Here is a 24568-nt window from a genome sequence, read left to right on the forward strand (position 1 = left end):
TTTATCCTTGTGTCGTATTTCTATTCAACAAATTCTCTACGAATCTTAGCACCTAAAGCTATGAGCTTATTGTCAATATCATCGTATCCGCGGTCGATGTGATAAACATCTTGAATTTCTGTTTCTCCATCAGCCATTAAACCTGCAACTACCAATGCAGCACCACAACGTAAATCAGTTGCAACAACTTTATTACCAAAGAGTGGACCATTACCTTGAATTACTGCTTGAGCAGTAGCAACATTAATTTTAGCTCCCATACGTTGTAATTCAATACAGTGTTTGAATCGTTCAGTATAAATTGTTTCTCTTACACTAGAGAATCCTTCTGCTTTTGTAAGAAGTGTAGTCATTGGTTGTTGTAAATCAGTAGCAAAGCCTGGATAGACTTGCGTTGTTATATCGACAGATTTTAAATCATCCGAACGTAACACTCGAATTGAATCAATACCAATTTCCATATTAACACCCATCTCAATGAGTTTTGAAGTTAGTGATTCTAAGTGATGGGGAATAATATTTTCAATCGTAACATCATCGGCCATAGCAGCTGCCATTATAATATATGTCCCTGCCTCAATACGGTCAGGAATGATATCATGAGGTTTTCCCTCGAGACGTTCAACACCTTCAATTGTAATAACGTTTGTACCTGCTCCACGAATGTTTGCACCCATCTTTGTTAGGAAGTTCGCAACATCAATAATTTCTGGTTCTTTCGCAGCATTCTCAATAACAGTTCTTCCTTCTGCCAATACAGCTGCCAACATAATATTAATTGTTGCTCCTACGGAAGCAAAGTCTAAGAAGATTTTAGCCCCAACCAGTTTATCTGCTTTAATTGTGTAATACCCCTGGTCATACACATATGTTGCACCCAATGCTTCAAAACCTTTTAAGTGTAAATCAAAGGGACGTGGTCCTAAATAACAACCACCAGGCATAACCATTTTTACATATCCGTATTTACCTAATAAAGCACCCATAAAATAATAGGATGCACGAAGACGCGTAACCGCATCAATATCTAAATCTCTGTTTTCCATGTTTGTGGTATCGAACACAAAGTGATCTTCGCCATTTTTAGTTACTTTAACGTTTAATGCTTCTAATAATTCGACTAGTGATTCAACATCTGAGATATCGGGTACACCAAAAATATCTACAACACTTTGATCTGCAAGTATCGCTGCAGGAATGAGTGCAACAGTAGCATTTTTAGCACCACCAATGGTTACTTTACCATTTAAACGATGTCCACCTTCGATTTTTATGACTTCTTTCATTGATACAACTCCTTTTGCAACACTATTATATCTTATTTTGTCTCGTAATCATACTTATTAACATTGTTTCAAAAAAGCCTCACAATCTATTGATTATGAGGCTTTGGAGATTGACACAGTTTGTAGAATAAACCTACAAATACTGCCCCTCCTATAATATTACCTATATATGAGAAAATAAAATTCAGTGCAAACTCTGAAATACTTACTGCTCCAAAATAGTTTCCTGCTGATAACAAGAATGTATTTGCAACACTGTGTTGAAATCCAAGTAGTACAAAAACCATGATTGGAAACCATACTCCTATGAATTTACCGAAGCCATCTTTTCCTGCATAGGATAACCAACATGCTAAACCAACAAACCAGTTACAGCCAATGCCTGATACAAGCGTTCTTAATGGATCGTAATGTACTTTCCCCTGTGCCAATTTAACAAGAGTCTCCTGATGAGGTGTTAAGATTCCTAAATAGATCCCAAATACATAGGATACAAACATTGCTCCAACTATATTAGCTAATGTAATAACTAACCAGTTATTCGCTAATTCTTTAAGTGTTACTTTACCACTAAAGAATGATGTTGCTACTACCATCATATTCCCTGTGATGAGTTCACCACCTGCAAATAAGATTACTATCAATCCGATAGGAAACACACTCGCTCCTAATAATTGTCCCATTCCGCCTGGAATGTTTGAAGAAAGAATTACGAAAGCCATATAACCAATCGCAATCATTGCTCCTCCAATAAAACCTAAAATCCATTTCGCTAATAATGTTTTCTTAACTTTTTTCTCGCCAAGTTCGGCAGTTATCAATAATGTTTCGTCTAAAGAATGCATACTCTCCTCCAAGTCCAATTATTATCTTAATGCTTATAGACTTGAGAATCAATATTTTTATGTCCACCATGTACTATTCATTCCGTCATTTTTCATAATGCATAAAAAAAGAGAAGAAATATGCTTCTCTTTGTGAAATATTTAGTTTATGTAATTACTTAAATACAACTAACAGTTGCATTTTAAAAGGTTCTATTGCATCAAGTGAGTGAGGAATGTTTGCAGGCATAACTAATGTCTCGCCCGCTTTTGGAAAGAACTCATCATTACCTATTGTTATTTTGGCGGATCCATCTAGAATCGTTACCATCGCATCTCCTAGAGCTGTATGCTTTGAAAGACCTTCACCTTTATCAAATGCAAACAGAGTGAGAGACATTGCATCATTTTGCGAAAGTGTCTTACTTACAACTTGTCCTTCTTGATAAACAACTTCATTTACAAGTTCTATTATCACCCGTGTCTTTATATTTTTTAGCATTGATATTTCTCCTCTTATATTAATCAAGTTTAACCTAGCGTCATAACTATTTCAAGATAAAATATCTTGCCAATACATAGAAATATGATACAATATCAATAGATGATATCAATGCTCGATATTGGAGGCGATTGAATGAGTGATTCACTGTTACCCTTAACAGAACCGATGTTCTATGTTTTGATGGCCTTATACAATCAGCCTAGTTTTGGAAAAGAAATCGTAGAATTTATTTCTGACATTACTGAAGGTGCTGTTAATCTTGGACCCGGTACACTTTATACCATACTCGGACGTTTCGAAGAAAACAGTCTAATCCAAGAAATTGCTGTAGAGGGACGAAAGAGAACCTACAGGATTACCGGCGTTGGTATAAAAACATTTGAAGCTGAACTTGAAAGATTGCAACGTGTGCTAGATAACGCTAATACCGTAAAAGGAGGCTTATGATGAAAACGAGGTATAAGTTTATTCGTCTTGACCCTACTGATCGTCAGAATCTAGAATTTTTGGTGAATAATATGGCAGAAAAAGGATGGCATCTTTCAGGTGCATCATACTTTTATCTGAAATTTGACTACATGCCTCAAATTAAATTGAAATACTTCGCAGTCTATGACCATCGAAATCTAATCTTTGATGACGACGATCTAACTCTCGATCAAAGTGAACTCTACGAAGAGTTTGATTACCAGAAGCTGCTTAGTGCAAAACTTTATACTGATCCACATCTTGAAAATGAACTCTTCAATGAACAACGAAAAATACAAACCACCAATGCTCTTGGACTTCTATTGTGGTACGTATACCTAGTTTTCATAAAGGGCTTGACCTTAACGAATCTAAGAACACAACGATTTGGTTTAGAGTTGTTTATTCTTGCGTCAGTTTCTTTAGCATTCACATTGATTAAAGTACTAACACTCTACATCAAACCTAGAATATCCGTGTTTTCGAAAATTAAATGGAATTCACTCCACACTGATTTGGAGACCGTTCTTCGAACTCTCGTGTATCAAACCCTTCTCTTCTTTGCGCTCTTCACCGGAACCAAAGAAACAAGTTTACTTAAGCTTTCTCTTATTTACATAATAATGGCTATTTTCTATAACATTCTGTTCTATTTTATTAATAAGTCGAATGTAGAAAGTCGGCTAAAAGGACTATTCTTCTTATTGGTTCTAGCCCTAGCAATCATAATTGTTCGTTCAACTCTGATAATTTAACACAGCATACTTTTGTTACTCATTATCTTTATAGCCTTACTAAAGTTTACTAGTAATTTAGCAATTCTAGGAGGATTATTATGAAGACACACTATAAAATCTTATCTCTCAAACCGATAGAACAAGTTCCTTTTGAAGATTATCTTAATAGAATGGCATCTCAAGGATGGCATCCAGTGAAATGTACACTCTTCTATATTAAGTTTGAATACATGCCTGAACTAAATCGCCACTATTACGTAGAGTACGAAACACGTAAGCATCTTTTTAATGATGACAGTCTTGTACAAAAAAAAATTGAACTCTACCAGGAGTTTAGTATTGAAAAAGTATTTAGCTACCAATACTTCGATATCTACATGAGTGACAGCTCTACTTCTGAATCATTAACAGATCCACAAACGTCCTTAGAGCTAAGAAAACTATATTCCCGAAATTTTATCAGCAATCCATTTATTGACTTAATTTATACGATGTTTCTCTTATACAGTCTTAGAACATCAATTATTTCTGTACTTCTAAATCCCTTTTTCCCATTTATTATTACCGTAATATTAATTAAATTATTATCTGATATCTTTTACTTCTATCGTATAATGAAATATCGAAAAGGTTATGATATTTACAGAAAGAGTAAATTCAAGTCGCCCAACACTGATTGGATTAGTGTCACTTCTATTGTTACTTGGATTCTACTAATTGGTACTTTATTCGAGATTGATTCAGTTAATTTAGTTAAACCTTCAAATCTTCTTGTGATTTTTGGTATCATTGCCTTCTTGATACTCGCTTACCGTTTCTTAAATAAAATGGATACTGTTCAAAGTTCTAAGATAACGCTATTTACAGTTCTATCGTTTATGTGCCTCTTCCTATTTGCAATGGCAATTACAACTGATGACCCGGGAAGTCAAAATATTAACGAGAAGACTGTTCCTATTTCTACTCTAGGATTAGAACTTGATACGACACAGTTTGAATCACAAGAGGTTCAGCTCGTCGACAAGAGTTCTTCATTCATTCTTGACCAAATCATTTTTTACTACAATGATAAGAGTATCACTTATTATCGTGTTCACTCTTCAATCTTCAGACCTCTTATTGACTATGGTTCCAATGTTTTAGCTTCCTGGGCGAGCAATCCCCAACCTTGTAACTATGAGAATTCATTTGATAGAAATGACTGTCATATCTATCACGAAGGCAATATCATCGTTTCTTCGTACCCTAGCTTACCTAAAGAGTTCATCGAAGCACTTCAACTACTTCATAATGACTAATTAAAAAAGCTCGATCACCTGTGTGACCGAGCTTTTGAACTTTATTAATAAATTAATTAAGCTTTGTTTGCTGAACCGAAGTCTTCGATTTTGCCTTTTACTGTAGCTTTCATTGCTTCGTAACCTGGAGCGTAAAGTTTACGTGGGTCGTAGTTTTTACCTTCTAAGTCTTTACCTGAAGTAATGAATTCGCGGATTGCTGCTGCGTTTGATAATTGTAATTCAGTGTTTACGTTAATTTTTGAAACACCTAAGTCGATAGCTTTTTTAACTTGTTCTACAGGGATACCTGAACCACCATGTAATACTAATGGAATGTTACCTGTTGCTTTTTTAATTGCATCTAATGTTTCAAAGCTTAGACCTGCCCAGTTTTCTGGGTATTTTCCGTGAATGTTACCAATACCTGCCGCAAGGAAGTCAATTCCTGTGTCAGCCATGATTTTACATTCTGCTGGGTCTGCTAATTCACCAGAACCGATGATTCCGTCTTCTTCTCCACCGATTGATCCAACTTCTGCTTCAACTGATGCACCCATTGAATGAGCTAATGCAACGATTTCGCGTGTTTCTGCTAAGTTTTGGTCGATTGGTAAGTGTGATCCATCATACATTACTGATGTAAATCCTGCAGCTAAAGCAGCTTTTGCTCCTTCGAAGCTACCGTGGTCTAAGTGTAATGCAACTGGAACAGTAATGTTCAAGTCTTCAATCATAGCTTTAACCATTTCAGTAACAGTATGGAAACCTGTCATATATTTAACTGCACCTTCTGATACTGCAACAAGAATTGGTGAGTTCATTTCTTGAGCTGTTGAAAGAACAGCCTTTGTCCACTCTAAGTTATTGATGTTAATTGCAGGAACTGCATAATGTCCATCACGAGCGTTTTCTAAAATACCTTTTGCTGATACTAATGCCATAATTTTATATCCTCCTAAATGACTACTTCTATTTTACCCTTTTTTTCTGATTTTGCAAAGACGCATTCACAAAACCAAAAAATAGTGGATGTGAACGGTTTGGTCTTGACTTAAATTCTGGGTGGAATTGACATGCTACAAAGTAGTCATGCTCTGGTAATTCCACAATTTCAACAAGTTGTCCATCTGGACTTAAACCACTGAATAATACTCCGCTTTTCTCAAATTCATCGCGGTATTTATTGTTGAATTCATAACGATGACGATGACGTTCAAAGATCACATCATCCTTGTAAAGCTCTTTTGATTTTGAATTATCAACAAGTTGACATGGATAATCACCTAAACGTAGAGTTCCACCTAAGTTCGTGTTATGAATTTGATCTTCCATTAGATCAATGATTGGTGCACTACTATTTGCATTGATTTCTGTAGTATGTGCATCTTTATATCCCAATACGTTTCTTCCATACTCAATCATAGCAATTTGCATACCTAGGCAAATTCCAAAGTATGGTACATTATTTTCACGTGCAAATCGTGCAGCGTTGATTTTACCTTCAACTCCACGTTCACCAAATCCACCTGGAACTAATATTCCGTCGTATTTGCTTAATTTTTGGCACATGTTCTCTTCAGTAATCGTTGTTGAATCAATCCAAGCAATATTTATCTTGCTGCTTAATTCATAACCAGCATGTTGAAGGGATTCTGCTACTGATAAATAAGCATCATGTAACTCAACATATTTTCCTACTAAAGCAATCTCAACAGTATCTTCAAGATGTGATGCACGAGCAATCATATCTTCCCACTCTGTCATATCTGCCGCAGGTAAATCAATGCCAAGTTTATGAAGCACATAATCATCCAAATGTTGTCTTTGGAATGATAATGGTAGCTCATAGAGATTTTCTACGTTTCTTGATTCAATAATTGCATTCTCACGAACATCACAGAATAGTGCAATCTTTTTCTTCATGTCACTTGTGAGGGGTTCATCACAACGTGTAACAATGATATTTGCTTTGATTCCATGTGACATAAGCTCTTTAAAGCTATGTTGTGTCGGTTTTGTTTTATATTCATTACTTGCAGGTACTTTTGGTATTAAAGTAGTGTGGATAAATACAACATCTTCTGTAGGATTTTCTGCATGAACCTGACGCACAGCCTCTAAAAATGGTAACGATTCGATATCTCCAACCGTTCCTCCAATTTCAGTAATAACTACATCCGCTCCAGATTCATTTGCCGCAGCATAAATCTTGTTCTTAATCTCATCCGTAATATGTGGGATAACTTGAACTGTTGCTCCATTATAATCACCACGACGCTCTTTATTAATAACACTTTGGTAGACACGACCAGTCGTGATGTTAGCATTTTTAGACAATTCGACGTCTATGAATCGCTCATAGTGACCTAAGTCTAAATCTGTTTCTGCCCCATCTTTTGTTACGAAAACTTCACCATGTTGATATGGTGACATAGTCCCAGGATCGACGTTGATATATGGATCAAACTTCTGCATAAAGACTTTTAATCCACGGTTTTTAAGTAAACGGCCTGTTGATGCAGCGATAATTCCCTTACCGATACCAGAAACAACGCCGCCTGTGACGAATATATATTTTGTTGCCATTGGTTAATCTCCTTCTCTACTTTGACCAAAAAAATAAAGCTTCCATCGCTGGAAGCTTACTGCCCTTTCTTATTCTAGCAAACTTGAACTTTGACTTCAACCAAAAATAGTCTAAACATAAAAAGTTCACATTATCCTTCTATAATACAAAATAGTCCCTCTATTGTTTGTGCATTTTAACTTATATATTACAAATTATTTATACTTATTTAATAAAGTATTCACATATCTTTCTTGCTATATCCTCACTGAAAAAAATCAATAACATTGCCAATATATAAGCATACACATTTGATTTAAATAAGACTATTGCACCAAATAGTAGAGCATATGCTACGTATTCAAGGATTTCTTCAATTTTCTTCTCTATATTGCTCCGAATCACAATATTATCTTTTAGACCTCCATCTCCCTTAATAAGAACATCGATATTTACTTCAAGTGCTTCACTTAAAAGAACAAGGCTATCTATATCTGGAAGAGTTCTACCATTTTCCCAACTTGATAATGTTTGTCGCGAGACATACAGTTGTTTTGCGAAATCTTCTTGTGTTATTCCAAGTTCTTTCCTTCTGTTTTTTATTCTCTCGTTAAATTTCATTCAATCACTCTCCAGACTTACACATAATAACTGTTTAACTTTCTTTTGTCTGTCAAAACATCTTTACATTCACGCTTTATCATTCTCTTGCATTATAGTATAAGCTGTGAGATAACAGTAGAAAGGAGATTTTTATGAAGAAACCAATGTTACTATTAATCGATACACTAGAGGACAAACAAGTCTTTACTTCCAGTCTTATTGAAGGTACAGAATATCGTCAATGTAAGTTTATTAGCGATACTGACTCCCATCGTTTTAATGAATGTTCGTTCAAAAGATGTAGTTTTGATTTACTTGACTTGAGAAACAGTACTTTTTCTGACTGTATCTTTGAACACTGTGATTTTTCTAACTTAGAATTCGATGATTCGCGTTTTTACCGTGTAAATTTCAACAATTGTAAGTTCATGGGTTCATCATTCTATAAAGCTCAAATTAGCGACTGTGCATACTCAAACTGTCTCTTAGACTCTAGTAGCTTCTCTATCGCTTCGTTAACAGATGTTGAATTCTCTGATAGCAATCTCAAGAATTCGTCCTTTCAAAGCATTCATCATAAAAATCTTAGCTTCAAATCTATAATAATGGATTCCATTGATTTCTCTGAAACAGACTTAAATAAGCTTGATTTTACAAGCTGTGACTTTGATTCAATTCGATTTACACCACGACTCATTAAAGGATTAAAGATTCGATACGATCAGTCTCCCTTAATTCTTGCTACGCTGGGTCTAAAAGTAGAATAAAAAAGCCTTGCATCAGCAAGGCATTATAATATTATTCATCATCATTTGGAATATCTAATCCGTATTCCTCGTTATCTTCTTGTTCATCTTCTTCTGAATAATCGTCATAGCCCTCAAGTAAATCAGGGTCAATTTGTAAACTGTCTAATGTGTGACGTTCACGTAGATCCCATTTATTATTCTCTAACGAAATAAATCGGGAATCCATCATTAATGCATTATAGAAAGATGCTACTTTGCGTCGTGCAATTTCTTCTGAAAGATTAACTTCATCAGCTACTTCACTCCAAAGTTTTTGAAATACTACTTCTTTTTTCTTTTTCTTTAACTTGTCATAAGCTAAGTCACTCAATGATTTTGATACCATAGTACTATTCCTCCGGCTCCCATATACATTCAAACTCAAGTTCATCAACGTGTTGATTATTTTGGCTTAAATGGTACTTTATGTAAAGCAAGTTCTCTTCACGCCTCATTGAAACTACGTCTACATCAAATTTAACAATACCATGTTCATTGGAAACAATTAACTCAGTTCTTTCAGATTTATGAAATACTGACTGGGTTAGCCATGTATCGTGTCGCTTCATCGATACTTCATCTTCATAAACATCAAGTACAACAGAGGCACCTTCGGGTTCTGTATACAATATTCGTAAATAACTAGGATCAACATTGAGGATGCTGCCGTGAGAGTCTGTCAATGTTGTTGTATCATCACTGTTCTTTTGAGTTATAGTAATTATCAAATTAAATATATCTCCCTTACTTTTACCACTGCATTATATGCAAAAACAGAATAATGTCAAGACATTTTAATAAAAAAAAAGAAAAGTACATGTAAATACATGTACTTTCATACTTTTATCACAATGTAGCGAGGTATGCTTCTACATCTTCAACTTCACGAATAATTTGAGGTCCTAAGTCTTCGTTGCTTTCTTCTGTTACAAGAACATCTGTTTCAATACGAACACCGATGCCTTCTTCAGCAATGTAAAGACCTGGTTCGTTTGTAATAACGTTCCCTTTTACAAGTGGCTCATCGCGATTAGTCCAAACATCATGAGTATCAAGACCTAATGAGTGACCAATTCCGTGGTAGTAATAACGGCTTACTTCACTTGGATCTTCAATCAATCCAAGGCGAATACAACCTTCTGCTAAATGTTCTTTCGCTAATTCATTTAGAGTTGCGATGGAGATTCCTGGACGAATTGCTTCGTTAACTGCATGGAATGTATCAAGGACTACTTGATACACTTCTTTTTGTCGTTCAGTAAACTTACCGTTAATTGGGAATGTACGAGAAATATCGGCACCATATCCATTAACACGAATACCTAAGTCAAATAGTAATAATTCACCATCATTTAAGATGTTGTTGTTTGAAATGTAGTGAAGAACTGTTGCGTTTGCACCACCAGCTAAGATAGTATCAAACATTAAATCACCATTTTCACGCATTCCTTCATATTGGAAACGAGCAGCAACATCGTTTTCGTTATTTCCTGGTTTCATTTCTTCAAGTGATGCTAAGATTGCACGATTAGTTACATCAATTGCATGTTTAATTTCTTCAACTTCTTCTGGCAATTTTACCATACGTTGTCTTACTAAGATTTCAAACACATCCACAATTTTGTCTTCCCCAACAAAATCTGCAAAGGCAATTCCTGAACCATGAATAAGCTCTGATTCTGTATTATGGTCCAAATCTACACCAATCACTACATCACGAGCCATCACTTCATTCACAAATGCATCGAATTCACCAAAATAGCGAACATCTTCTATTCCTGAAATCACTTCAGCTTCAACATTTGTCATGTAGTGACCCACCCATTTTTCCATGTTAGGATCAATTTCACGTAAGAATAGAGTTACTTTATCATTTGTTGTATCAAATACTACAACAGCTTCCTCTTCTTCAATACCTGTTACGTAATAGAAATTACGGTTTGCAAAGAATGGGTATGTTGTATCCGATGATTTACGAACTAAAGCTCCGCTAAACAAGAATGTCACACTATTTTTAGGCAACACATTCATTACATTATTACGAATTGTTTCATATACTTCTTTTTTCATACATTAATCTCCTTTGGATAAAACACCTTACGGTCTTCTTTATCCTCCCCTTTGACAAATCCCGATACTAACTGCGACGCTTCTGACAATTCTACCAGTTCATTGTCAATCAGTACATAGATTCCATCTTCGCCACCTTTTTGATAAGGGGCTTGATAGAGAGATTGTGTCATAAAATCTTCGACTAAATAATAGTCGGGATTGTATCCATTATTTTCTAACGCTAATTTAATTTCATCAAGTTGTCGTGAGCTCTTCAAATCTTCATATTTGAAAAGAACTCTATTTAAAAGACGTAACGCAAGGTCTTTTAATATCGCATCTTCGCTCTCTGTTAGAAGCACGAACCCATGAAGGCATGTTGATTCATCTAACATGAGAAAATCACGCAGTGATACTTCCCCTTCACTAACAAACGGTTTAAAGTAACTAACCACATCAACTGCATCGCTTTCTTCATGAATCAAATCTCGCATTCTCTTAAAGATTGATTGTAGAATTGATTCGAAGCTTCGAGACGTTGGATGAAGGTATACTTGCCAATACATTTGATATCGTGCCATGATGTAATCTTCAACAGCATGGATACCACTTTCTTTCACAACAAGTCGATCATCTTTAACAATTAAGGTTCTTAAGATACGACCTAAATCAAACTCTCCATAACTAACTCCAGTAAAATAGGAATCTCGTAAGAGATAATCCATACGATCCGCATCCAGTTGGCTGGAGATAATTTGTGTGAGTAAATGACGTGGATGTCTGTGAGCAATAATATCACTGATTGTACGTGGTAAACTCTCGCCATATGATTTTAGAATACGATTGATTTCTGAATCCTCACAGATAATTCTCTCAGTGAACAGTTCATGATTAATATCCGTAACCTGTTCAAACGTATGAGAAAACGGCCCATGACCGAGATCATGAAGTAAAGCAGCGCATAATAAAGCTACTTTTTCATACTCATCAAGTATTTCGCTAAGCCCATTAATCGTATCTATCATTTTTCGTGCGATTTCATACACACCTAAAGAATGCGAGAATCGTGAATGTTCAGCTGTATGATACACCATATAGGTTCCACCTAATTGATGGATACGACGCAATCTTTGGAATTCTGGTGCGTTAATCAGATCCCAAATGATTTGGTAGTTTACATGGATATAGCCGTGAACTGGATCACGCATAACTTTAGTTTCATTACATTGTTTAAATTTAGAGTACATAATCCTCTAAACGCTTTTTGACTACATCATGTCCTGATAAGTATAGAGTACTCATCAAGTCTGGTCCATGGGATTGGTGAGTTGCACTTACACGAAGCCCCATGAATAATGGTTTTCCTTTTAATCCAGTTTCAGTTTTAACTGTATTAAATGCTTCCTTAAGATTTTCAACTGTCCAATCTTGTGGTAAATGTTTTAGGAATGATGATGCAACCGCTTGTGTTGTTTCCCAAGAAAGAACATCTTTCTCATTGTCGCCAAGAACTGGATCCACAAAGAATTGTGAGATAAGTTCATTGATTTCCATTCCATATTGACATTGTTCTTTATAAAGAAGTAAGAGTGTATCTACCCATGCTTCTTCACGATCATTAAGACCAAATTTTCCATCAACAAATTCTTTAATGAATTCTAACCATTTCGCATCATCAAGTGCTTTTAGGTATTGGTGGTTCATCCACGTTAACTTCGTAACATCAAACATTGATGGTGCTTTTGATAAACGTTCTTCACTAAACTCAGCAATAAGTTCATCATGTGTGAAGAGTTCTTTTTCACCTTTTGGTGACCAACCAAGTAATGCCATAAAGTTAAACATCGCTTCTGGCAAGTAACCTTGGTCTTTATACTGACTGATATATTGCATGATTGAATTATCTCGTTTGGATAATTTCTTACCTGTTTCATTAACAATTAATGTCATATGACCAAAGCGTGGAATTTCCCAGCCAAACATTTCAAATAACATCATTTGTTTTGGTGTATTAGAAATATGTTCCTCACCTCGGAAAACATGGCTAATTTCCATTAAATGATCGTCAATAACAACCGCAAAGTTATACGTTGGAATTCCATTCGACTTAACAATTACCCAATCTCCGATATCTTTAGATTCAAATGTGATTTCTCCACGAACCATATCATCAAATGTATAAGTCTTTCCTTCAGGCACGTGTAGACGTACTGAAAACGGACGACCTTCTTCTTGGTATTGTTTCTTTATTGCTTCATCTAAGTGATAGCATTTCTCATTATAACGAGTTGAAGCATAGCCTGCAGCTTTTTGACGTTGGTAGTCTTCTTCAAGTTCTTCAGAAGTACAGTAGCAACGATATGCATGACCTTCTTCAATCAGTTTATTAGCATATTCTGTATAGATATCCAAACGTTCCATTTGACGGTATGGAGCATATTTAGGATTTGGATTTGCAGGAGATTCATCAGGTGTAATTCCTAACCAATGTAGGAAGTAAGTTTGTGATTCTTCACCACCCTCAACATTACGCTCAATATCTGTATCTTCGATACGTAATACGAAGTCTCCTCCATAATGTTTCGCAATTAAATAATCGAACAATGCTGTTCGAGCATTACCAATATGTAAGAAGCCTGTAGGACTTGGTGCATATCTAACTCTTACTCTTTTCATGTTTAATACCTCTCTTATACAAACATCTAACATATTATATCACAAAACATATTAATACATAGAATATACAAGTTCATTTTCATGCAATAATAGTGGATAAAAAAAGCATTGTGCTTTTTCACACAATGCTTGCCTGTCTCATTTATTTTCTATCTACCAACATCGCAACGCCCATACCGCCACCTATACATAAGGAAGCAATACCGCGTTTTGAATCAGAATGTTTCATCTCATATAATAGTGTAACCATAATACGAGCTCCTGATGCTCCAATTGGATGCCCAATTGAAATAGCTCCACCATTAACATTTACGATTTCTGGATTAATCTTCAAATCACGAATAACTGCAAGAGATTGCGAAGCAAATGCTTCATTTAACTCAAAGCGATCAACGGATTGAATATCAATACCAGTCTTATCAACAAGTTTACTTACAGCAAGATAGGGTGCATAACCCATGATTCCTGGATCCATACCAATCTCAGCAAAGCCAGTAATAGTACCTAAGATTTCTAGGTTCATTTCTTCAGCCTTTTCACGTGACATAATCACAAGCGCTGCTGCTCCGTCATTAACTCCAGAAGCATTTCCTGCAGTAACTGTTCCATTTTTTGTGAAACTTGGTTTAAGTTTTTGCAGTGCTTCCATACTAGAATTATGGCGAATAAATTCATCTTTATCTACAATTCCAAGTTTTCCTGCATCGACTCCAACAATTTCATCATCGAATATTCCTTCTTGTTGAGCCTTTGAAGCACGTCGTTGAGATTCAAGTGCGAAAGCATCTTGATCTTCACGACTAATGTTGAATTGTTCTGCTACTCGATCAGCAGTAACTCCCATTAGTTCATTGGTAAAGGCGTCCATAAATCCATCATGAGTCATTGAATCCAAAGTTTCAACGTTTCCTGATTTGACACCAAAGCGTGCATTCTTTATTAAATGAGGTGCTTGAGATAAGTTCTCAAACCCACCAACTACACAGATATCACTTTCACCCAGCTGAATGGATTGCATTCCAAGGTGAATTGATTTCATACCTGATCCGCACATTTCATTAATTGTCATTGCTGGGGTCTCGTATCCAATACCTGCTTCTACAGAAGCTTGGCGTGCGGCATTTTGTCCCAATCCCGCTTGCAATACATTACCCATAATAACGTAATCAACATCTTCAGCTTTAATGCGAGCACGTGTTAATGCTTCACGAATTACAGTAGCCCCTAAAGTTACTGCTGATGTGTGGAGAAAACTCCCGCCATACTTTCCGATGGCTGTTCGTGCTGCTCCCACGATAACTACTTCACGCAAATTGATCACTCCTTCAATGTTTAGCTCATATATTATACCTTTACTTGCTCAGAAAAACAAAACAATTTGTATTACTTTCCATTTCACATGAGAAGCCTTATAATGTTGGTACCAATATAAGGAGATTCATATGAATATCGGAATTGATAAAATTGGGTTTTACTCACCACAATATTATATTGAAATGAGTGAACTGGCAAAGGCACGGTATACTGAACCAAACAAGTATATCATTGGTTTAGGTCTGGAGAGAATGGCAATACCTCCAATCACACAAGATACCACAAGTATGGCGGCCAATGCAGCAGCTATTATTTTAGATGAAAACGACAAAAAAAATATCGATTTAGTTATTGTTGCTACTGAGAGTGGCACTGATTTCTCTAAATCAATCGCAACGTCTGTACACACTATGTTAGACATTAATCCTTATGCACGATCCATTGAAATGAAACAAGCATGTTATTCGGCAACAGCAGGAATCCAACTTGCTAAAGGTCATATTGCCTTACACCCTGACAGTAAAGCACTTGTTATTGCAAGTGATATTTCTCGTTATGGATTAAATACTGGTGGCGAACCAACTCAAGGAGCAGGAGCTGTCGCAATCTTAGTATCAAAAGACCCTAAGATTATGACTCTTAATAATGATGAGGTTTACTTTACAGATGATGTTCTTGATTTCTGGAGACCCTCATACAGTGATGTAGCATTTGTTGATGGAAAATACTCAAACGAACAATATCAACGCTTCTTTAACGAAACATTAAAACGTTATTTAGAAATTAATGATGCGAGTCTTGAAGACTTTGCGGCTCTTAACTTCCATATTCCTTACTCAAAAATGGGTAAGAAAGCACTCATGAGTGTTACAAATGAAGAACAACATCCATTACTCTTTAAAAACTTTGAAGACAGTACTTACTACAATAAACGTGTAGGAAACATTTATACCGGTTCACTGTATTTAAGTCTAATTTCTTTATTAGAAAAAGGAAACTTAGAAGCTGGAAGTAAACTGGGTCTTTTCAGTTATGGTTCAGGAGCAGTTGGAGAATTCTTTACAGGTAATCTTGTCGAAGGTTATAAAGACGCTCTTGTCACAAGCCACGAAGCGATGATGAATGACCGTAAACAAATTAGTATTCCAGAGTATGAACGCATGTTTAATATGAAACTTATTGAAGATGGCGGTCACCAAATTTTGGATACATCGAAAGAAACATCTGTGTTCTATCTCACTGAGGTAAAACACAACGAAAGAATTTATAACAAATAGAAGAGCTGATTCTTAAATGATAAACATTTAGGAATCAGCTCTTTTTTATTCTGAAATTACTTTTCGAAGTGCATAGACTGTAGGTGTTACAATCAACACCACAATGACACTTTTAATGACCGTTGACACTGACATTGCCGAAATAATATAGGTAAGTGCAGAAACACCTGTCTTCTCCAATATATCTTGAGCATAAATTAAGTACAACATTGAATATACACCAAATGTATTCGTTAAGTTTCCAACTAGACTTGCAACAACAATACGAACTTTACTGTCTTTATCGAAAAATTTTGCGACGTAGTAGGTCGTGATTGGTATTAGTAGTCGAGGTAATATCGATATTAATGGATTAACGAAGAATGGATCGAGCACCGTATTCGGAGCTGTTAAAGCTATGAATAGAGACACGAGCCCGAACGTTAAGGAAATAACGAGTCCTGAACGAAGTCCTAAAGTTAATGTAGCCACTAACATTGGTATGTGAGCAATCGTCACACTCACAAAAGGTAAGCGTAAGGTTCCAAGTGGTGTAAAGAGCATTACAATCGTTAATGCGATAAAGAATGCGTTGAGTGTTAAATTTTTAGTTTTGTTTTGTCTCATAAACGTTTACCCTCTTTTTATAGTCCTTTCATACATTCATAGTATAAAGGAAAGAAAAACCATTGTCATCTTTGGCAATGGTTTCTATGAGTTCAATATAGATATTGATTCTACTTCTTTGTTATTACAGTTTATGGAATTGTTCAACGTCAATTACAAAGACTGTAGCACCACCCACTTGAACTTCAACTGGGAATGACGCATAACGTCCGATATCATAGGATGCTGTTGAAGGAACAACTTCTGTACGTTTTTTACCTTCACGACCAATGATTTCTAAGCATTTTTCAACTAATTCTTCCTCACAACCAATAATAAGAGTTGTATTACCTGCACGTAAAAATCCACCTGTTGTAGCTAAACGTGTCACTTGGAAGTTTTCTTTGTTTAATGCTGATGAAACGGATGAGCTGTCATCATTTGATACAATCGCTAATATAAGTTTCATAAGTAGGCCTCCTTATATATACCCATTATAACACATCCGTAGAGATGTGTTTGTAATTAATACTACAATTTTACATTGTAAATTGTTAAGGAAAAATATGACTAATTGTTAAATCTAAAGTGGACAATGTCTCCATCTTTCATAACGTATTCTTTACCTTCTGAACGAAGTTTACCTGCATCCTTTACTGCATTTTCTGATCCATATTCCATAAGATCATCAACATTATAAACTTCTGCACGGATAAATCCTTTTTCAAAGTCAGTATGGATGACTCCAGCACATTGTGGTGCTTTCATTCCTTCTGTAAATGTCCAAGCATGAATTTCTTTAGGACCTGCTGTAAAGAATGTTCTTAGGCTTAAAATATCATAAGCATTACGAACTAATACATCCAAACCACTTTCTTCAACGCCAAGCTCTTGTAGGAAAGCATCACGCTCTTCATCTTCTAAGCTTGATAAATCTTCTTCAACTTTTGCACATACTGTAACAACACGGCTTCCGCGTTCATCAGCATACGCTTTAACTTTTTGATACATGTCATTGTTCTCAACATCAAGAAGACTGTCTTCATCAACGTTTGCTACGTAGATAACTGGTTTGATTGTTAAGAAGTGGAATGTACGAATTAATTTGTACTCTTCATCTGTTAGTTTCAACTCTGATAAAGGTCTATTGTTATCTAGTAGAGCTTTACACTTCGTTAAAACATTAAGTTCTCCAAGCGCTTCTTTATCATTTGATTTTGCTTTTCTACCAACACGATTCAAACGGTTTTCGACAGATTGTAAATCCGCAAGCATCAATTCAATTTCAATAATTTCGATATCTGATATAGGATCCCCTACAATACCATGCTCATGCACGATATCAGGATTCGCAAAACAACGCACAACGTGCGCAATTGCATCCACTTCTCTAATATTTGCTAGGAATTGGTTACCGAGACCTTCACCTTTAGAAGCTCCTTTTACAAGTCCTGCAATATCCGTAAATTCAAAAGTAGTTGGGATAATCTTTTGAGATTCTATTTTTGAGCGAATCTCATCAAGTCTTGGGTCATTGACCTTTACTACGCCCACGTTTGGTTCAATTGTCGCAAAAGGATAGTTTGCTGCCTCTACTTGCGATTTTGTAATTGCGTTAAATAATGTTGATTTACCAACGTTTGGTAAGCCAACGATTCCAGCTGTTAATGCCATTTCTTATGCCTCATTTCTTTCAATAATCTTTTTAAGTTTTCGTTCAAAGTCATGACGTGGCATCATAATTACTGCACCACAGCCTTCACATTTAATCTTAATATCTGCTCCCATACGAACAATCTTAAAATACTTAGACTTCTTACATGGGTGATCTTTTTTCATTTGTACGATGTCACCCAAATCATACTCAAATTTCTTCACGTTCTATCCTCCTCAAGTACGTTTCAAAGGTATTCTCTAATAAGGATACAACAGTCATAGGACCAACACCTTTTGGAACTGGTGTTGCATATGCTGCTTTTTCGTAACTTTCGTGTTCTGCATCTCCTACAATTTTACCATCAACTCGATTAATCCCGACATCAATTAATACATGATGTGGAAGAATTGAAGAAGCTTTCACAAAGTCTGGAATTCCAACAGCAACTACAATAATATCATGTTCTGCAATAAGTTGCTCTAAATTCTTTGTACGTGAGTGTGCAATTGTTACTGTAGCGTTTTTATGCAGTAGTAATGAAGCGATAGGTTGTCCAACTAGACGGCTTCTACCAATGACTAATGCATTCTTTCCTTCAAGTTCAATATCATATTCATTAAGGATTGTCATGATTCCTTTTGGCGTACAAGGTTTTGTCCCACCTTTATTTAATGTCACAAGCCCCACATTCAATGGATGTAAACCATCCACATCCTTTTCAGGACTGATTGCTAGAATAATAGTATCTTCATTAATATGTTTTGGAAGTGGCAACTGTACCAAGATTCCATCAACGTTTTTATCATTATTTAGACGTGTAACTGTATCTAACACTTCTAGTTCCGAAGCATCTTTATCAAGAATTAGTATTTCTGATGTAAAACCTACTTCCTCTGCTTGTTTTTTCTTAGATTTTACATAAGACTGTGATGCTGGATTGTCGCCCACCAACACAACTGTTAATGAAGGCGCTCTATTACCTTTGTTTAATTGCTCATCAACTTTATCTTTAAGTTCAGTACGTCGTTTCTTCGCTAATTCAAATCCATTTAAAAGTGTTCCCATACTATCGCCTCCACCTTTCAAAATAATACCACAGCTTAGACTACCTTACCATCTTTGATATCAAGGATTATCGTCACAGGGCCATCATTGTCTAATATAACGTTCATATGAGCTTGAAACACACCCGTCTCTACATGAAGTCCCTCATCACGCATCATCCCTACAAACGATGAAAACATGTCTCGTGCTACATCAGCTGATAAGGCCTTACTAAAGCTTGGCCTATTTCCTTTTCGTGAGTCTGCAGCTAGGGTAAACTGTGAAATCGCAAGTATCTCACCATTAACATCATGAATACTACGATTGATCTTACCGTCTTCATCCTCAAACAAACGAATATTAGCGATCTTACTTGCTGCACGTTCACAATCTTTTAGTGTGTCTCCTTCTTCTAAACCAACAAGGAGCATATAACCATTATTAATCGCACCAACTGTCTTTTCTTCTACAACTACTTTCGCATTTAATACCTTCTGAATTACGATACGCATTTCCTTCACCTCTGTAATATATTCTACACGATTCATGGTACAATAAATAGAGGTGATATTATGGAAAAACCACTAGCACACAAGGTGCGTCCTCATGATTTAAAGAACATTGTCGGTCAACACCATCTTCTTGGAGAAGATAGTGTTCTTTCTAGCTTAATTGCTAATGAAACCATTCCTTCAATGATTTTTTTCGGTCCTCCTGGAACTGGAAAAACAACGACTGCTATCGCGATAGCTGAAGCTCTTGGAAGACCTTATAGACTATTTAATGCTGTAACTGATAATAAGAAAAAACTTGACCAACTTTTTGTTGAAGCTGAAATGAGTCGTGGTCTTGTCGTAATCGTTGATGAGGTACACCGTCTTAATAAAGATAAACAAGATATCTTACTACCTCATATCGAAAGTGGTTTAATCACAATGATAGGAGCAACTACTGCTAACCCTTACTTCTCAATTAATCCCGCAATTCGATCACGAGTTCATTTGTTTGAGTTCTTACCGCTAACTCAGGATGACCTTATTGACATTCTACACCGTGCTAGCGAGTCAATTAAGCCAAAGACAGTTGAGGATGAAGTCATCCGTTCTCTCGCCTTATCAGCTAACGGAGACGCTCGTTATGCGTTGAATGCCCTTGATATCCTCGCTAAATCAACACAAGACAATCAACTTAATATGAACCATCTTAGCCGACTTTCTTTATCTATGAACATAACAATGGATAAAGATGGTGATAATTACTACGATGCATTAAGTGCTTTCCAGAAATCGATTCGGGGAAGTGATGTGAATGCGGCATTATACTACCTTGCTAAACTTGTACAAGTCGGTGACTTTGATTCAATTGAACGACGTCTGATTACAATTGCTTATGAAGACATTGGCCTTGCTAATCCAGCTCTATGTGCTCGTGTTGTCAGTGCAATAGAAGGCGCTCGTAAGATAGGCTTCCCAGAAGCACGCATACCGCTGAGTGCGGTTGTGATTGAATGTGCACTCTCTCCAAAGTCTAAAAGTGCTGAAGCAGGCATTGATGCTGCTTTGCAAGTTGTTAAGAATACAGCTCACCAAGTACCAAAATACTTACGACTTAATGCTGTTGGGGTAGATGATGAAGATATGTATGACTACAGTCGCAGTGACTTATGGCATAAAATTCAGTACTTGCCTGATGAGATTCGAAACGATGTCTATTATGTTCCACAAAATATGAACTCTGCTGAAAAAACATATGCAAGTAACGATGAAGCATTAAAGAAATATCGCCGTTCCAATAACTTAAGAGCTTTAAAAGCACAAAAAAAATAGGACTGAGGTCCTATTTTTTGTCGAATGTAGGTTAAATTAGATTCCTACAGCACGTTCAGCAGCAGCTTTAACACCATTAACTAATCCTGTTGGAGTAATTGTTACTGATGAAACTACGTCTGCATCTTTTAAGTCAGCTGGTTTTTTACCAATTGCCCACTCGTCAAATGCTTTAGCTTGTTCGTACCATTCTAATGTAGCTTTACCGAATTCTTTCATTCCATACTCTTCTTTTAATTCAAGTTTTGTAAGTGGTTTTGTTGTGAATTCAGCTTTACCTGCTTCAATTTTACCTTTGCTTTGTGCTGCATCTGTGAATGAATAAACAACTTTACCTTCTGTATCTAATGCTACAGCTGTAACGTTTGTTGTTAATTCTAATCCTTCTTTACCAGTAACTGCTGTTGATGAGTTACCTACTTTAGCAACATTTTTAACTTCAACTAAGTTTCCTACAGCTTTTTCTACAACTTCGATGTATTTCTCAACTGAGATTGTTACTGATGAAGTTAAGTTTGCTTCTGTTGGAACTGCTGGGTGAGCATCATCTTTAGCTTCTGTTTTGATTCCTTTAACTTCTGCTAATGTTTTGCCTACCATCCATTCTTCTAAAGCTGCAATTTGTTCAAACCATTCTTTTTTGATTTGGCTATTTTTAACCATTCCGTAATCTTTGCCAAGAACTTTCTTTGAGCCTTTAATATCAGCTGCATTGATTGTTCCATCAGCCTTGAATGTTTGTTTGTTTTGGTTAACATCAATTTGTACATTTACAAATTTGTCATCCTTCATAACTACAGTAGCATAGTAGATGTTTGTTTCAAATGAACCATCCTTTTCTCCTGCTTCTGCTGTTTTTCCAGTAGAGATTACTGCAGATCCGATCTTCACATCTTGACCTGTTGTTGCTGCTGGTTCTTTATCTTTGTCTTTTGAGCCACAGCCTGTTAAAACAAGAAGACCAACTAAAAGTACTGCTAGAATTTTCTTCATAACTTTTCCTCCTCATTATGCTCTTTCATTTTACTTCGTTTTGTGATACCAGGTCAATCTATTTCACAACTATTAAAGAAGTGCTTGTGCATTTTTCACAAACAAAAACGGAATCTCACAGTTGTTTGTGAAATTCCGAACTTTTTTTACGAGTGTTATGCTTATATTAACTTAACTCTATTTTGCTTGTCTTTTTCTTGAGCTTCTACGAGCTTCTTGATCACGACTTACGCGTTCACTTCCTCTACGATCACGACGGGAACGATCACCTCGTTCGCCACCACGACGGTTATCACGATCACGACGTGGACGGTCGTTTCGCGAGTCTTTGTTTCGGTCAGAACGTTTACGTGGTTGTTGAACAATATTCTCTTCCACAATCTCTACATTTACAGCTTGTCCCTTAATTGTAGTCTTGCCTACTGCTTTAAGTGCTGTTTGTGCATGTTCTTGAGGAACATCAACTAAAGTCATAATATCGCCAACTTCAATTTTTCCAATTTCTTTTCCACGAATTCCTGATGCTTTTGCAACTGCACTTACAATATGTGCTGCTTTAATACCTTGACGTGAACCTAAAGAAATTGATAAACGTGCAAATACGTTTGGATTCTTTGTTTTACGTTCTGGTGCATCTGTTTCCATTGCTTCGAGATTATTTTCTGCAATAGCCTTATTAATGAATGCTAAAATGAAGTCTTCTTGAGTGAATTCTTCGTTTCTTAAACCTTCGTATGCTATATTAAATAATTTACCTGGTTCTACATTTGACCATTTACGGATATCATCTGCCAACATTTTGATAAGAACTTCGTTTAGTTGTTCTTTAGTTGGTAACGGTAACTCTTCAATGGTTGAGTTTGCAAGACGTTCGATTTGCTTAATAGCATAACGTTGGCGACGGTTAACTAATGTAATAGCCAATCCTTCTTTACCAGCACGTCCTGTACGTCCAATACGGTGAATATAGTATTCAAGTTCTTGAGGAACATCATAGTTAATAACTACGTCCATACTATCAACGTCAATACCACGAGCAGCAACGTCAGTAGCGATAAGAACTTGTACAAGGCCACGTTTGAATCGACCCATAACCATAGAACGCATTTCTTGTTTCATGTCACCATGAAGACCTAATGCAGGGAATCCTGCTTTATTTAATTCTGTTGCTAATTCATCAACCATTTTCTTAGTATTACAGAAGATCATTGTACCTTTAGCATCATGAATTTGTAGTAGTTGGGTTACTAAGTTTATTTTCTTAGCGTGATCAACAGTATAGTAAACTTGTTTAATACGTGAAACTGTTAAATTATTATTTGATAAACGAATATGTTCTGGTTCGTTTAAGAAGTCATCACTAAGTTTCACAATTTCCTTAGGCATTGTAGCAGAAAAGAAAACCATTTGACGTTGTTCTGGAAGATATGTAAATATCTCACGAATATCATCGACAAATCCCATGTTTAACATTTCGTCTGCTTCATCCAATACAATATGATTACAGTGATTGAAACGAAGTGTTTTACGACGAATGTGGTCCATTAAACGTCCTGGAGTTGCGACAACGATGTCTGCTCCACGTTTGATATCACGAATTTGTCTTTCGATTGACTCGCCACCATAAACACTTATGATTCTTAAATCATCCTTATACTTTGCAAAACTACGCATTTCATCAGCCACTTGAATACATAATTCACGTGTAGGACAAAGCACTAAGCCTTGTGTATATTTTCTATCAACACGATCAATTAAGCTAATAAGTGGTAAACCAAATGCAGCTGTTTTTCCCGTACCTGTTTGTGATTGAGCCAACACGTCATGGCCCTCTAAAATTCTTGGGATTGCTTGTTCTTGGATGTCTGTTGGATTCTCGTATCCTTTTTCATTGACAGCCTTAACAATTTCCGAAGAAAGTCCTAATTCTTTAAATGTCATTCTTTTTCCTGCTTCTTTTCTAGTACACACGGGTTAAAGTATAGCATACACTTTAGGTATAAAACTAGTATTATCATTCTAATTGACTTAGTTTTTTTTCATTCAATCGATGTATGCGCTTCAGGACAGCAAAAACACTGTCAAAT

26 protein-coding genes are annotated in these 24568 nt (G+C 36.1%); 6 read left to right on the forward strand and 20 right to left on the reverse strand.

Annotation, left to right across the window (positions count from 1 at the left end; translation table 11 throughout):
* Nucleotides 1-20 precede the first annotated feature (20 nt).
* From G7059_RS01015 to G7059_RS01025, 3 genes are all read right to left on the reverse strand, one after another.
* Nucleotides 21-1286, reverse strand: coding sequence for a UDP-N-acetylglucosamine 1-carboxyvinyltransferase (locus tag G7059_RS01015; RefSeq protein ID WP_166080227.1), 1266 nt, complete (start codon nucleotides 1284-1286; stop codon nucleotides 21-23).
* 86 nt (nucleotides 1287-1372) lie between these two features.
* Complete coding sequence (locus tag G7059_RS01020; protein WP_166080228.1) at nucleotides 1373-2131, reverse strand: formate/nitrite transporter family protein; 759 nt, start codon at nucleotides 2129-2131, stop codon at nucleotides 1373-1375.
* Between the two features lie 154 nt (nucleotides 2132-2285).
* Complete coding sequence (locus tag G7059_RS01025) at nucleotides 2286-2612, reverse strand: cupin domain-containing protein (protein ID WP_166080229.1); 327 nt, start codon at nucleotides 2610-2612, stop codon at nucleotides 2286-2288.
* A 135-nt stretch (nucleotides 2613-2747) separates the two neighbouring features.
* On the opposite strand from G7059_RS01025, the gene G7059_RS01030 reads away from it, so the two are divergent.
* From G7059_RS01030 to G7059_RS01040, 3 genes are all read left to right on the forward strand, one after another.
* The gene (locus G7059_RS01030) at nucleotides 2748-3062 is read left to right on the forward strand and encodes a PadR family transcriptional regulator (RefSeq protein WP_166080230.1); all 315 of its coding nucleotides are present in this window, start codon (nucleotides 2748-2750) and stop codon (nucleotides 3060-3062) included.
* Nucleotides 3062-3838, forward strand: coding sequence for a hypothetical protein (locus G7059_RS01035; RefSeq protein ID WP_166080231.1), 777 nt, complete (start codon nucleotides 3062-3064; stop codon nucleotides 3836-3838). Before G7059_RS01030 ends, G7059_RS01035 begins: the two co-directional genes overlap by 1 nt.
* An 80-nt stretch (nucleotides 3839-3918) precedes the next feature.
* A complete protein-coding gene (locus G7059_RS01040; protein WP_166080232.1) occupies nucleotides 3919-5118 on the forward strand; it encodes a DUF2812 domain-containing protein in 1200 nt (399 codons plus the stop codon).
* A 56-nt stretch (nucleotides 5119-5174) separates the two neighbouring features.
* On the opposite strand, the gene fba is transcribed toward G7059_RS01040, so the two are convergent.
* From fba to G7059_RS01055, 3 genes are all read right to left on the reverse strand, one after another.
* Nucleotides 5175-6041 (reverse strand): class II fructose-1,6-bisphosphate aldolase, encoded by an 867-nt coding sequence (fba, locus tag G7059_RS01045; protein ID WP_166080233.1) that lies wholly within the window; start codon nucleotides 6039-6041, stop codon nucleotides 5175-5177.
* 28 nt (nucleotides 6042-6069) lie between these two features.
* Nucleotides 6070-7686, reverse strand: coding sequence for a CTP synthase (locus tag G7059_RS01050; protein ID WP_166080234.1), 1617 nt, complete (start codon nucleotides 7684-7686; stop codon nucleotides 6070-6072).
* A gap of 205 nt (nucleotides 7687-7891) precedes the next feature.
* Complete coding sequence (locus tag G7059_RS01055; RefSeq protein WP_166080235.1) at nucleotides 7892-8287, reverse strand: helix-turn-helix domain-containing protein; 396 nt, start codon at nucleotides 8285-8287, stop codon at nucleotides 7892-7894.
* 134 nt (nucleotides 8288-8421) lie between these two features.
* Between G7059_RS01055 and G7059_RS01060 the strand changes: the two genes are divergently transcribed.
* Nucleotides 8422-9036 (forward strand): pentapeptide repeat-containing protein, encoded by a 615-nt coding sequence (locus G7059_RS01060; RefSeq protein WP_166080236.1) that lies wholly within the window; start codon nucleotides 8422-8424, stop codon nucleotides 9034-9036.
* A 31-nt stretch (nucleotides 9037-9067) separates the two neighbouring features.
* Here the strand turns inward: G7059_RS01060 and rpoE are convergent, their stop codons facing one another.
* The 6 genes from rpoE to G7059_RS01090 all read right to left on the reverse strand — a co-directional run bounded on the left by rpoE (nucleotide 9068) and on the right by G7059_RS01090 (nucleotide 15106).
* Entirely contained in the window at nucleotides 9068-9403 is a 336-nt protein-coding gene (gene rpoE / locus G7059_RS01065; protein ID WP_166080237.1) for a DNA-directed RNA polymerase subunit delta, read from the reverse strand.
* Nucleotides 9404-9407: 4 nt separating this feature from the next.
* A complete protein-coding gene (locus tag G7059_RS01070; RefSeq protein ID WP_240920511.1) occupies nucleotides 9408-9785 on the reverse strand; it encodes a DUF1934 family protein in 378 nt (125 codons plus the stop codon).
* Between the two features lie 118 nt (nucleotides 9786-9903).
* Entirely contained in the window at nucleotides 9904-11127 is a 1224-nt protein-coding gene (locus tag G7059_RS01075) for an aminopeptidase P family protein (protein ID WP_166080238.1), read from the reverse strand.
* Nucleotides 11124-12356 carry an HD domain-containing protein gene (locus tag G7059_RS01080; RefSeq protein ID WP_166080239.1) on the reverse strand — a complete coding sequence of 411 codons (1233 nt, stop codon included), beginning with the start codon at nucleotides 12354-12356 and terminating at the stop codon, nucleotides 11124-11126. The genes G7059_RS01075 and G7059_RS01080 overlap by 4 nt, the downstream gene beginning before the upstream one ends.
* Nucleotides 12346-13785 (reverse strand): glutamate--tRNA ligase, encoded by a 1440-nt coding sequence (gene gltX, locus G7059_RS01085; RefSeq protein ID WP_166080240.1) that lies wholly within the window; start codon nucleotides 13783-13785, stop codon nucleotides 12346-12348. Before gltX ends, G7059_RS01080 begins: the two co-directional genes overlap by 11 nt.
* Nucleotides 13786-13927: 142 nt before the next feature.
* Nucleotides 13928-15106 (reverse strand): acetyl-CoA C-acetyltransferase, encoded by a 1179-nt coding sequence (locus tag G7059_RS01090; RefSeq protein ID WP_240920512.1) that lies wholly within the window; start codon nucleotides 15104-15106, stop codon nucleotides 13928-13930.
* A 121-nt stretch (nucleotides 15107-15227) separates the two neighbouring features.
* Between G7059_RS01090 and G7059_RS01095 the strand changes: the two genes are divergently transcribed.
* The gene (locus G7059_RS01095) at nucleotides 15228-16376 is read left to right on the forward strand and encodes a hydroxymethylglutaryl-CoA synthase (RefSeq protein ID WP_166080242.1); all 1149 of its coding nucleotides are present in this window, start codon (nucleotides 15228-15230) and stop codon (nucleotides 16374-16376) included.
* Nucleotides 16377-16421: 45 nt separating this feature from the next.
* On the opposite strand, the gene G7059_RS01100 is transcribed toward G7059_RS01095, so the two are convergent.
* The 6 genes from G7059_RS01100 to dtd all read right to left on the reverse strand — a co-directional run bounded on the left by G7059_RS01100 (nucleotide 16422) and on the right by dtd (nucleotide 20174).
* Nucleotides 16422-16982: an ECF transporter S component gene (locus G7059_RS01100; protein WP_166080243.1), complete on the reverse strand. Its 561-nt coding sequence runs from the start codon at nucleotides 16980-16982 to the stop codon at nucleotides 16422-16424.
* A 124-nt stretch (nucleotides 16983-17106) separates the two neighbouring features.
* Nucleotides 17107-17430, reverse strand: a complete 324-nt coding sequence (locus G7059_RS01105) for a cyclic-di-AMP receptor (protein ID WP_166080244.1) — start codon at nucleotides 17428-17430, stop codon at nucleotides 17107-17109.
* Nucleotides 17431-17531: 101 nt separating this feature from the next.
* Complete coding sequence (ychF, locus tag G7059_RS01110) at nucleotides 17532-18635, reverse strand: redox-regulated ATPase YchF (protein ID WP_166080245.1); 1104 nt, start codon at nucleotides 18633-18635, stop codon at nucleotides 17532-17534.
* A 3-nt stretch (nucleotides 18636-18638) separates the two neighbouring features.
* Nucleotides 18639-18839 carry a DUF951 domain-containing protein gene (locus G7059_RS01115; RefSeq protein WP_166080246.1) on the reverse strand — a complete coding sequence of 67 codons (201 nt, stop codon included), beginning with the start codon at nucleotides 18837-18839 and terminating at the stop codon, nucleotides 18639-18641.
* Entirely contained in the window at nucleotides 18826-19683 is an 858-nt protein-coding gene (locus G7059_RS01120; protein WP_166080247.1) for a bifunctional 5,10-methylenetetrahydrofolate dehydrogenase/5,10-methenyltetrahydrofolate cyclohydrolase, read from the reverse strand. The genes G7059_RS01115 and G7059_RS01120 overlap by 14 nt, the downstream gene beginning before the upstream one ends.
* A 35-nt stretch (nucleotides 19684-19718) precedes the next feature.
* Nucleotides 19719-20174, reverse strand: a complete 456-nt coding sequence (gene dtd / locus G7059_RS01125; protein WP_166080248.1) for a D-aminoacyl-tRNA deacylase — start codon at nucleotides 20172-20174, stop codon at nucleotides 19719-19721.
* Between the two features lie 60 nt (nucleotides 20175-20234).
* Here dtd and G7059_RS01130 point away from each other — a divergent pair, with 60 nt between their 5' ends.
* Nucleotides 20235-21488, forward strand: a complete 1254-nt coding sequence (locus G7059_RS01130; protein ID WP_166080250.1) for a replication-associated recombination protein A — start codon at nucleotides 20235-20237, stop codon at nucleotides 21486-21488.
* Between the two features lie 36 nt (nucleotides 21489-21524).
* On the opposite strand, the gene G7059_RS01135 is transcribed toward G7059_RS01130, so the two are convergent.
* Nucleotides 21525-22481 (reverse strand): hypothetical protein, encoded by a 957-nt coding sequence (locus tag G7059_RS01135; RefSeq protein ID WP_166080251.1) that lies wholly within the window; start codon nucleotides 22479-22481, stop codon nucleotides 21525-21527.
* A 177-nt stretch (nucleotides 22482-22658) separates the two neighbouring features.
* Nucleotides 22659-24422, reverse strand: coding sequence for a DEAD/DEAH box helicase (locus G7059_RS01140; protein ID WP_166080252.1), 1764 nt, complete (start codon nucleotides 24420-24422; stop codon nucleotides 22659-22661).
* Nucleotides 24423-24568 lie beyond the last annotated feature (146 nt).

Source organism: Erysipelothrix sp. HDW6A, assembly GCF_011400295.1.
Taxonomy (GTDB): domain Bacteria; phylum Bacillota_I; class Bacilli_A; order Erysipelotrichales; family Erysipelotrichaceae; genus Erysipelothrix.

What these genes read in the sequence shown, in the direction of transcription:
- G7059_RS01030 (WP_166080230.1), top strand. Translation starts at nt 2,748, where the DNA reads ATGAGTGATTCACTGTTACCCTTAACAGAACCGATGTTCTATGTTTTG.
- G7059_RS01130 (WP_166080250.1), top strand. Translation starts at nt 20,235, where the DNA reads ATGGAAAAACCACTAGCACACAAGGTGCGTCCTCATGATTTAAAGAAC.
- G7059_RS01120 (WP_166080247.1), bottom strand. Translation starts at nt 19,683, where the DNA reads ATGGGAACACTTTTAAATGGATTTGAATTAGCGAAGAAACGACGTACT.
- G7059_RS01060 (WP_166080236.1), top strand. Translation starts at nt 8,422, where the DNA reads ATGAAGAAACCAATGTTACTATTAATCGATACACTAGAGGACAAACAA.
- G7059_RS01025 (WP_166080229.1), bottom strand. Translation starts at nt 2,612, where the DNA reads ATGCTAAAAAATATAAAGACACGGGTGATAATAGAACTTGTAAATGAA.
- dtd (WP_166080248.1), bottom strand. Translation starts at nt 20,174, where the DNA reads ATGCGTATCGTAATTCAGAAGGTATTAAATGCGAAAGTAGTTGTAGAA.
- G7059_RS01050 (WP_166080234.1), bottom strand. Translation starts at nt 7,686, where the DNA reads ATGGCAACAAAATATATATTCGTCACAGGCGGCGTTGTTTCTGGTATC.
- ychF (WP_166080245.1), bottom strand. Translation starts at nt 18,635, where the DNA reads ATGGCATTAACAGCTGGAATCGTTGGCTTACCAAACGTTGGTAAATCA.
- G7059_RS01095 (WP_166080242.1), top strand. Translation starts at nt 15,228, where the DNA reads ATGAATATCGGAATTGATAAAATTGGGTTTTACTCACCACAATATTAT.
- gltX (WP_166080240.1), bottom strand. Translation starts at nt 13,785, where the DNA reads ATGAAAAGAGTAAGAGTTAGATATGCACCAAGTCCTACAGGCTTCTTA.
- G7059_RS01075 (WP_166080238.1), bottom strand. Translation starts at nt 11,127, where the DNA reads ATGAAAAAAGAAGTATATGAAACAATTCGTAATAATGTAATGAATGTG.
- G7059_RS01035 (WP_166080231.1), top strand. Translation starts at nt 3,062, where the DNA reads ATGAAAACGAGGTATAAGTTTATTCGTCTTGACCCTACTGATCGTCAG.
- G7059_RS01135 (WP_166080251.1), bottom strand. Translation starts at nt 22,481, where the DNA reads ATGAAGAAAATTCTAGCAGTACTTTTAGTTGGTCTTCTTGTTTTAACA.
- G7059_RS01140 (WP_166080252.1), bottom strand. Translation starts at nt 24,422, where the DNA reads ATGACATTTAAAGAATTAGGACTTTCTTCGGAAATTGTTAAGGCTGTC.
- G7059_RS01080 (WP_166080239.1), bottom strand. Translation starts at nt 12,356, where the DNA reads ATGTACTCTAAATTTAAACAATGTAATGAAACTAAAGTTATGCGTGAT.
- G7059_RS01020 (WP_166080228.1), bottom strand. Translation starts at nt 2,131, where the DNA reads ATGCATTCTTTAGACGAAACATTATTGATAACTGCCGAACTTGGCGAG.
- G7059_RS01040 (WP_166080232.1), top strand. Translation starts at nt 3,919, where the DNA reads ATGAAGACACACTATAAAATCTTATCTCTCAAACCGATAGAACAAGTT.
- rpoE (WP_166080237.1), bottom strand. Translation starts at nt 9,403, where the DNA reads ATGGTATCAAAATCATTGAGTGACTTAGCTTATGACAAGTTAAAGAAA.
- G7059_RS01015 (WP_166080227.1), bottom strand. Translation starts at nt 1,286, where the DNA reads ATGAAAGAAGTCATAAAAATCGAAGGTGGACATCGTTTAAATGGTAAA.
- G7059_RS01055 (WP_166080235.1), bottom strand. Translation starts at nt 8,287, where the DNA reads ATGAAATTTAACGAGAGAATAAAAAACAGAAGGAAAGAACTTGGAATA.
- fba (WP_166080233.1), bottom strand. Translation starts at nt 6,041, where the DNA reads ATGGCATTAGTATCAGCAAAAGGTATTTTAGAAAACGCTCGTGATGGA.
- G7059_RS01105 (WP_166080244.1), bottom strand. Translation starts at nt 17,430, where the DNA reads ATGAAACTTATATTAGCGATTGTATCAAATGATGACAGCTCATCCGTT.
- G7059_RS01100 (WP_166080243.1), bottom strand. Translation starts at nt 16,982, where the DNA reads ATGAGACAAAACAAAACTAAAAATTTAACACTCAACGCATTCTTTATC.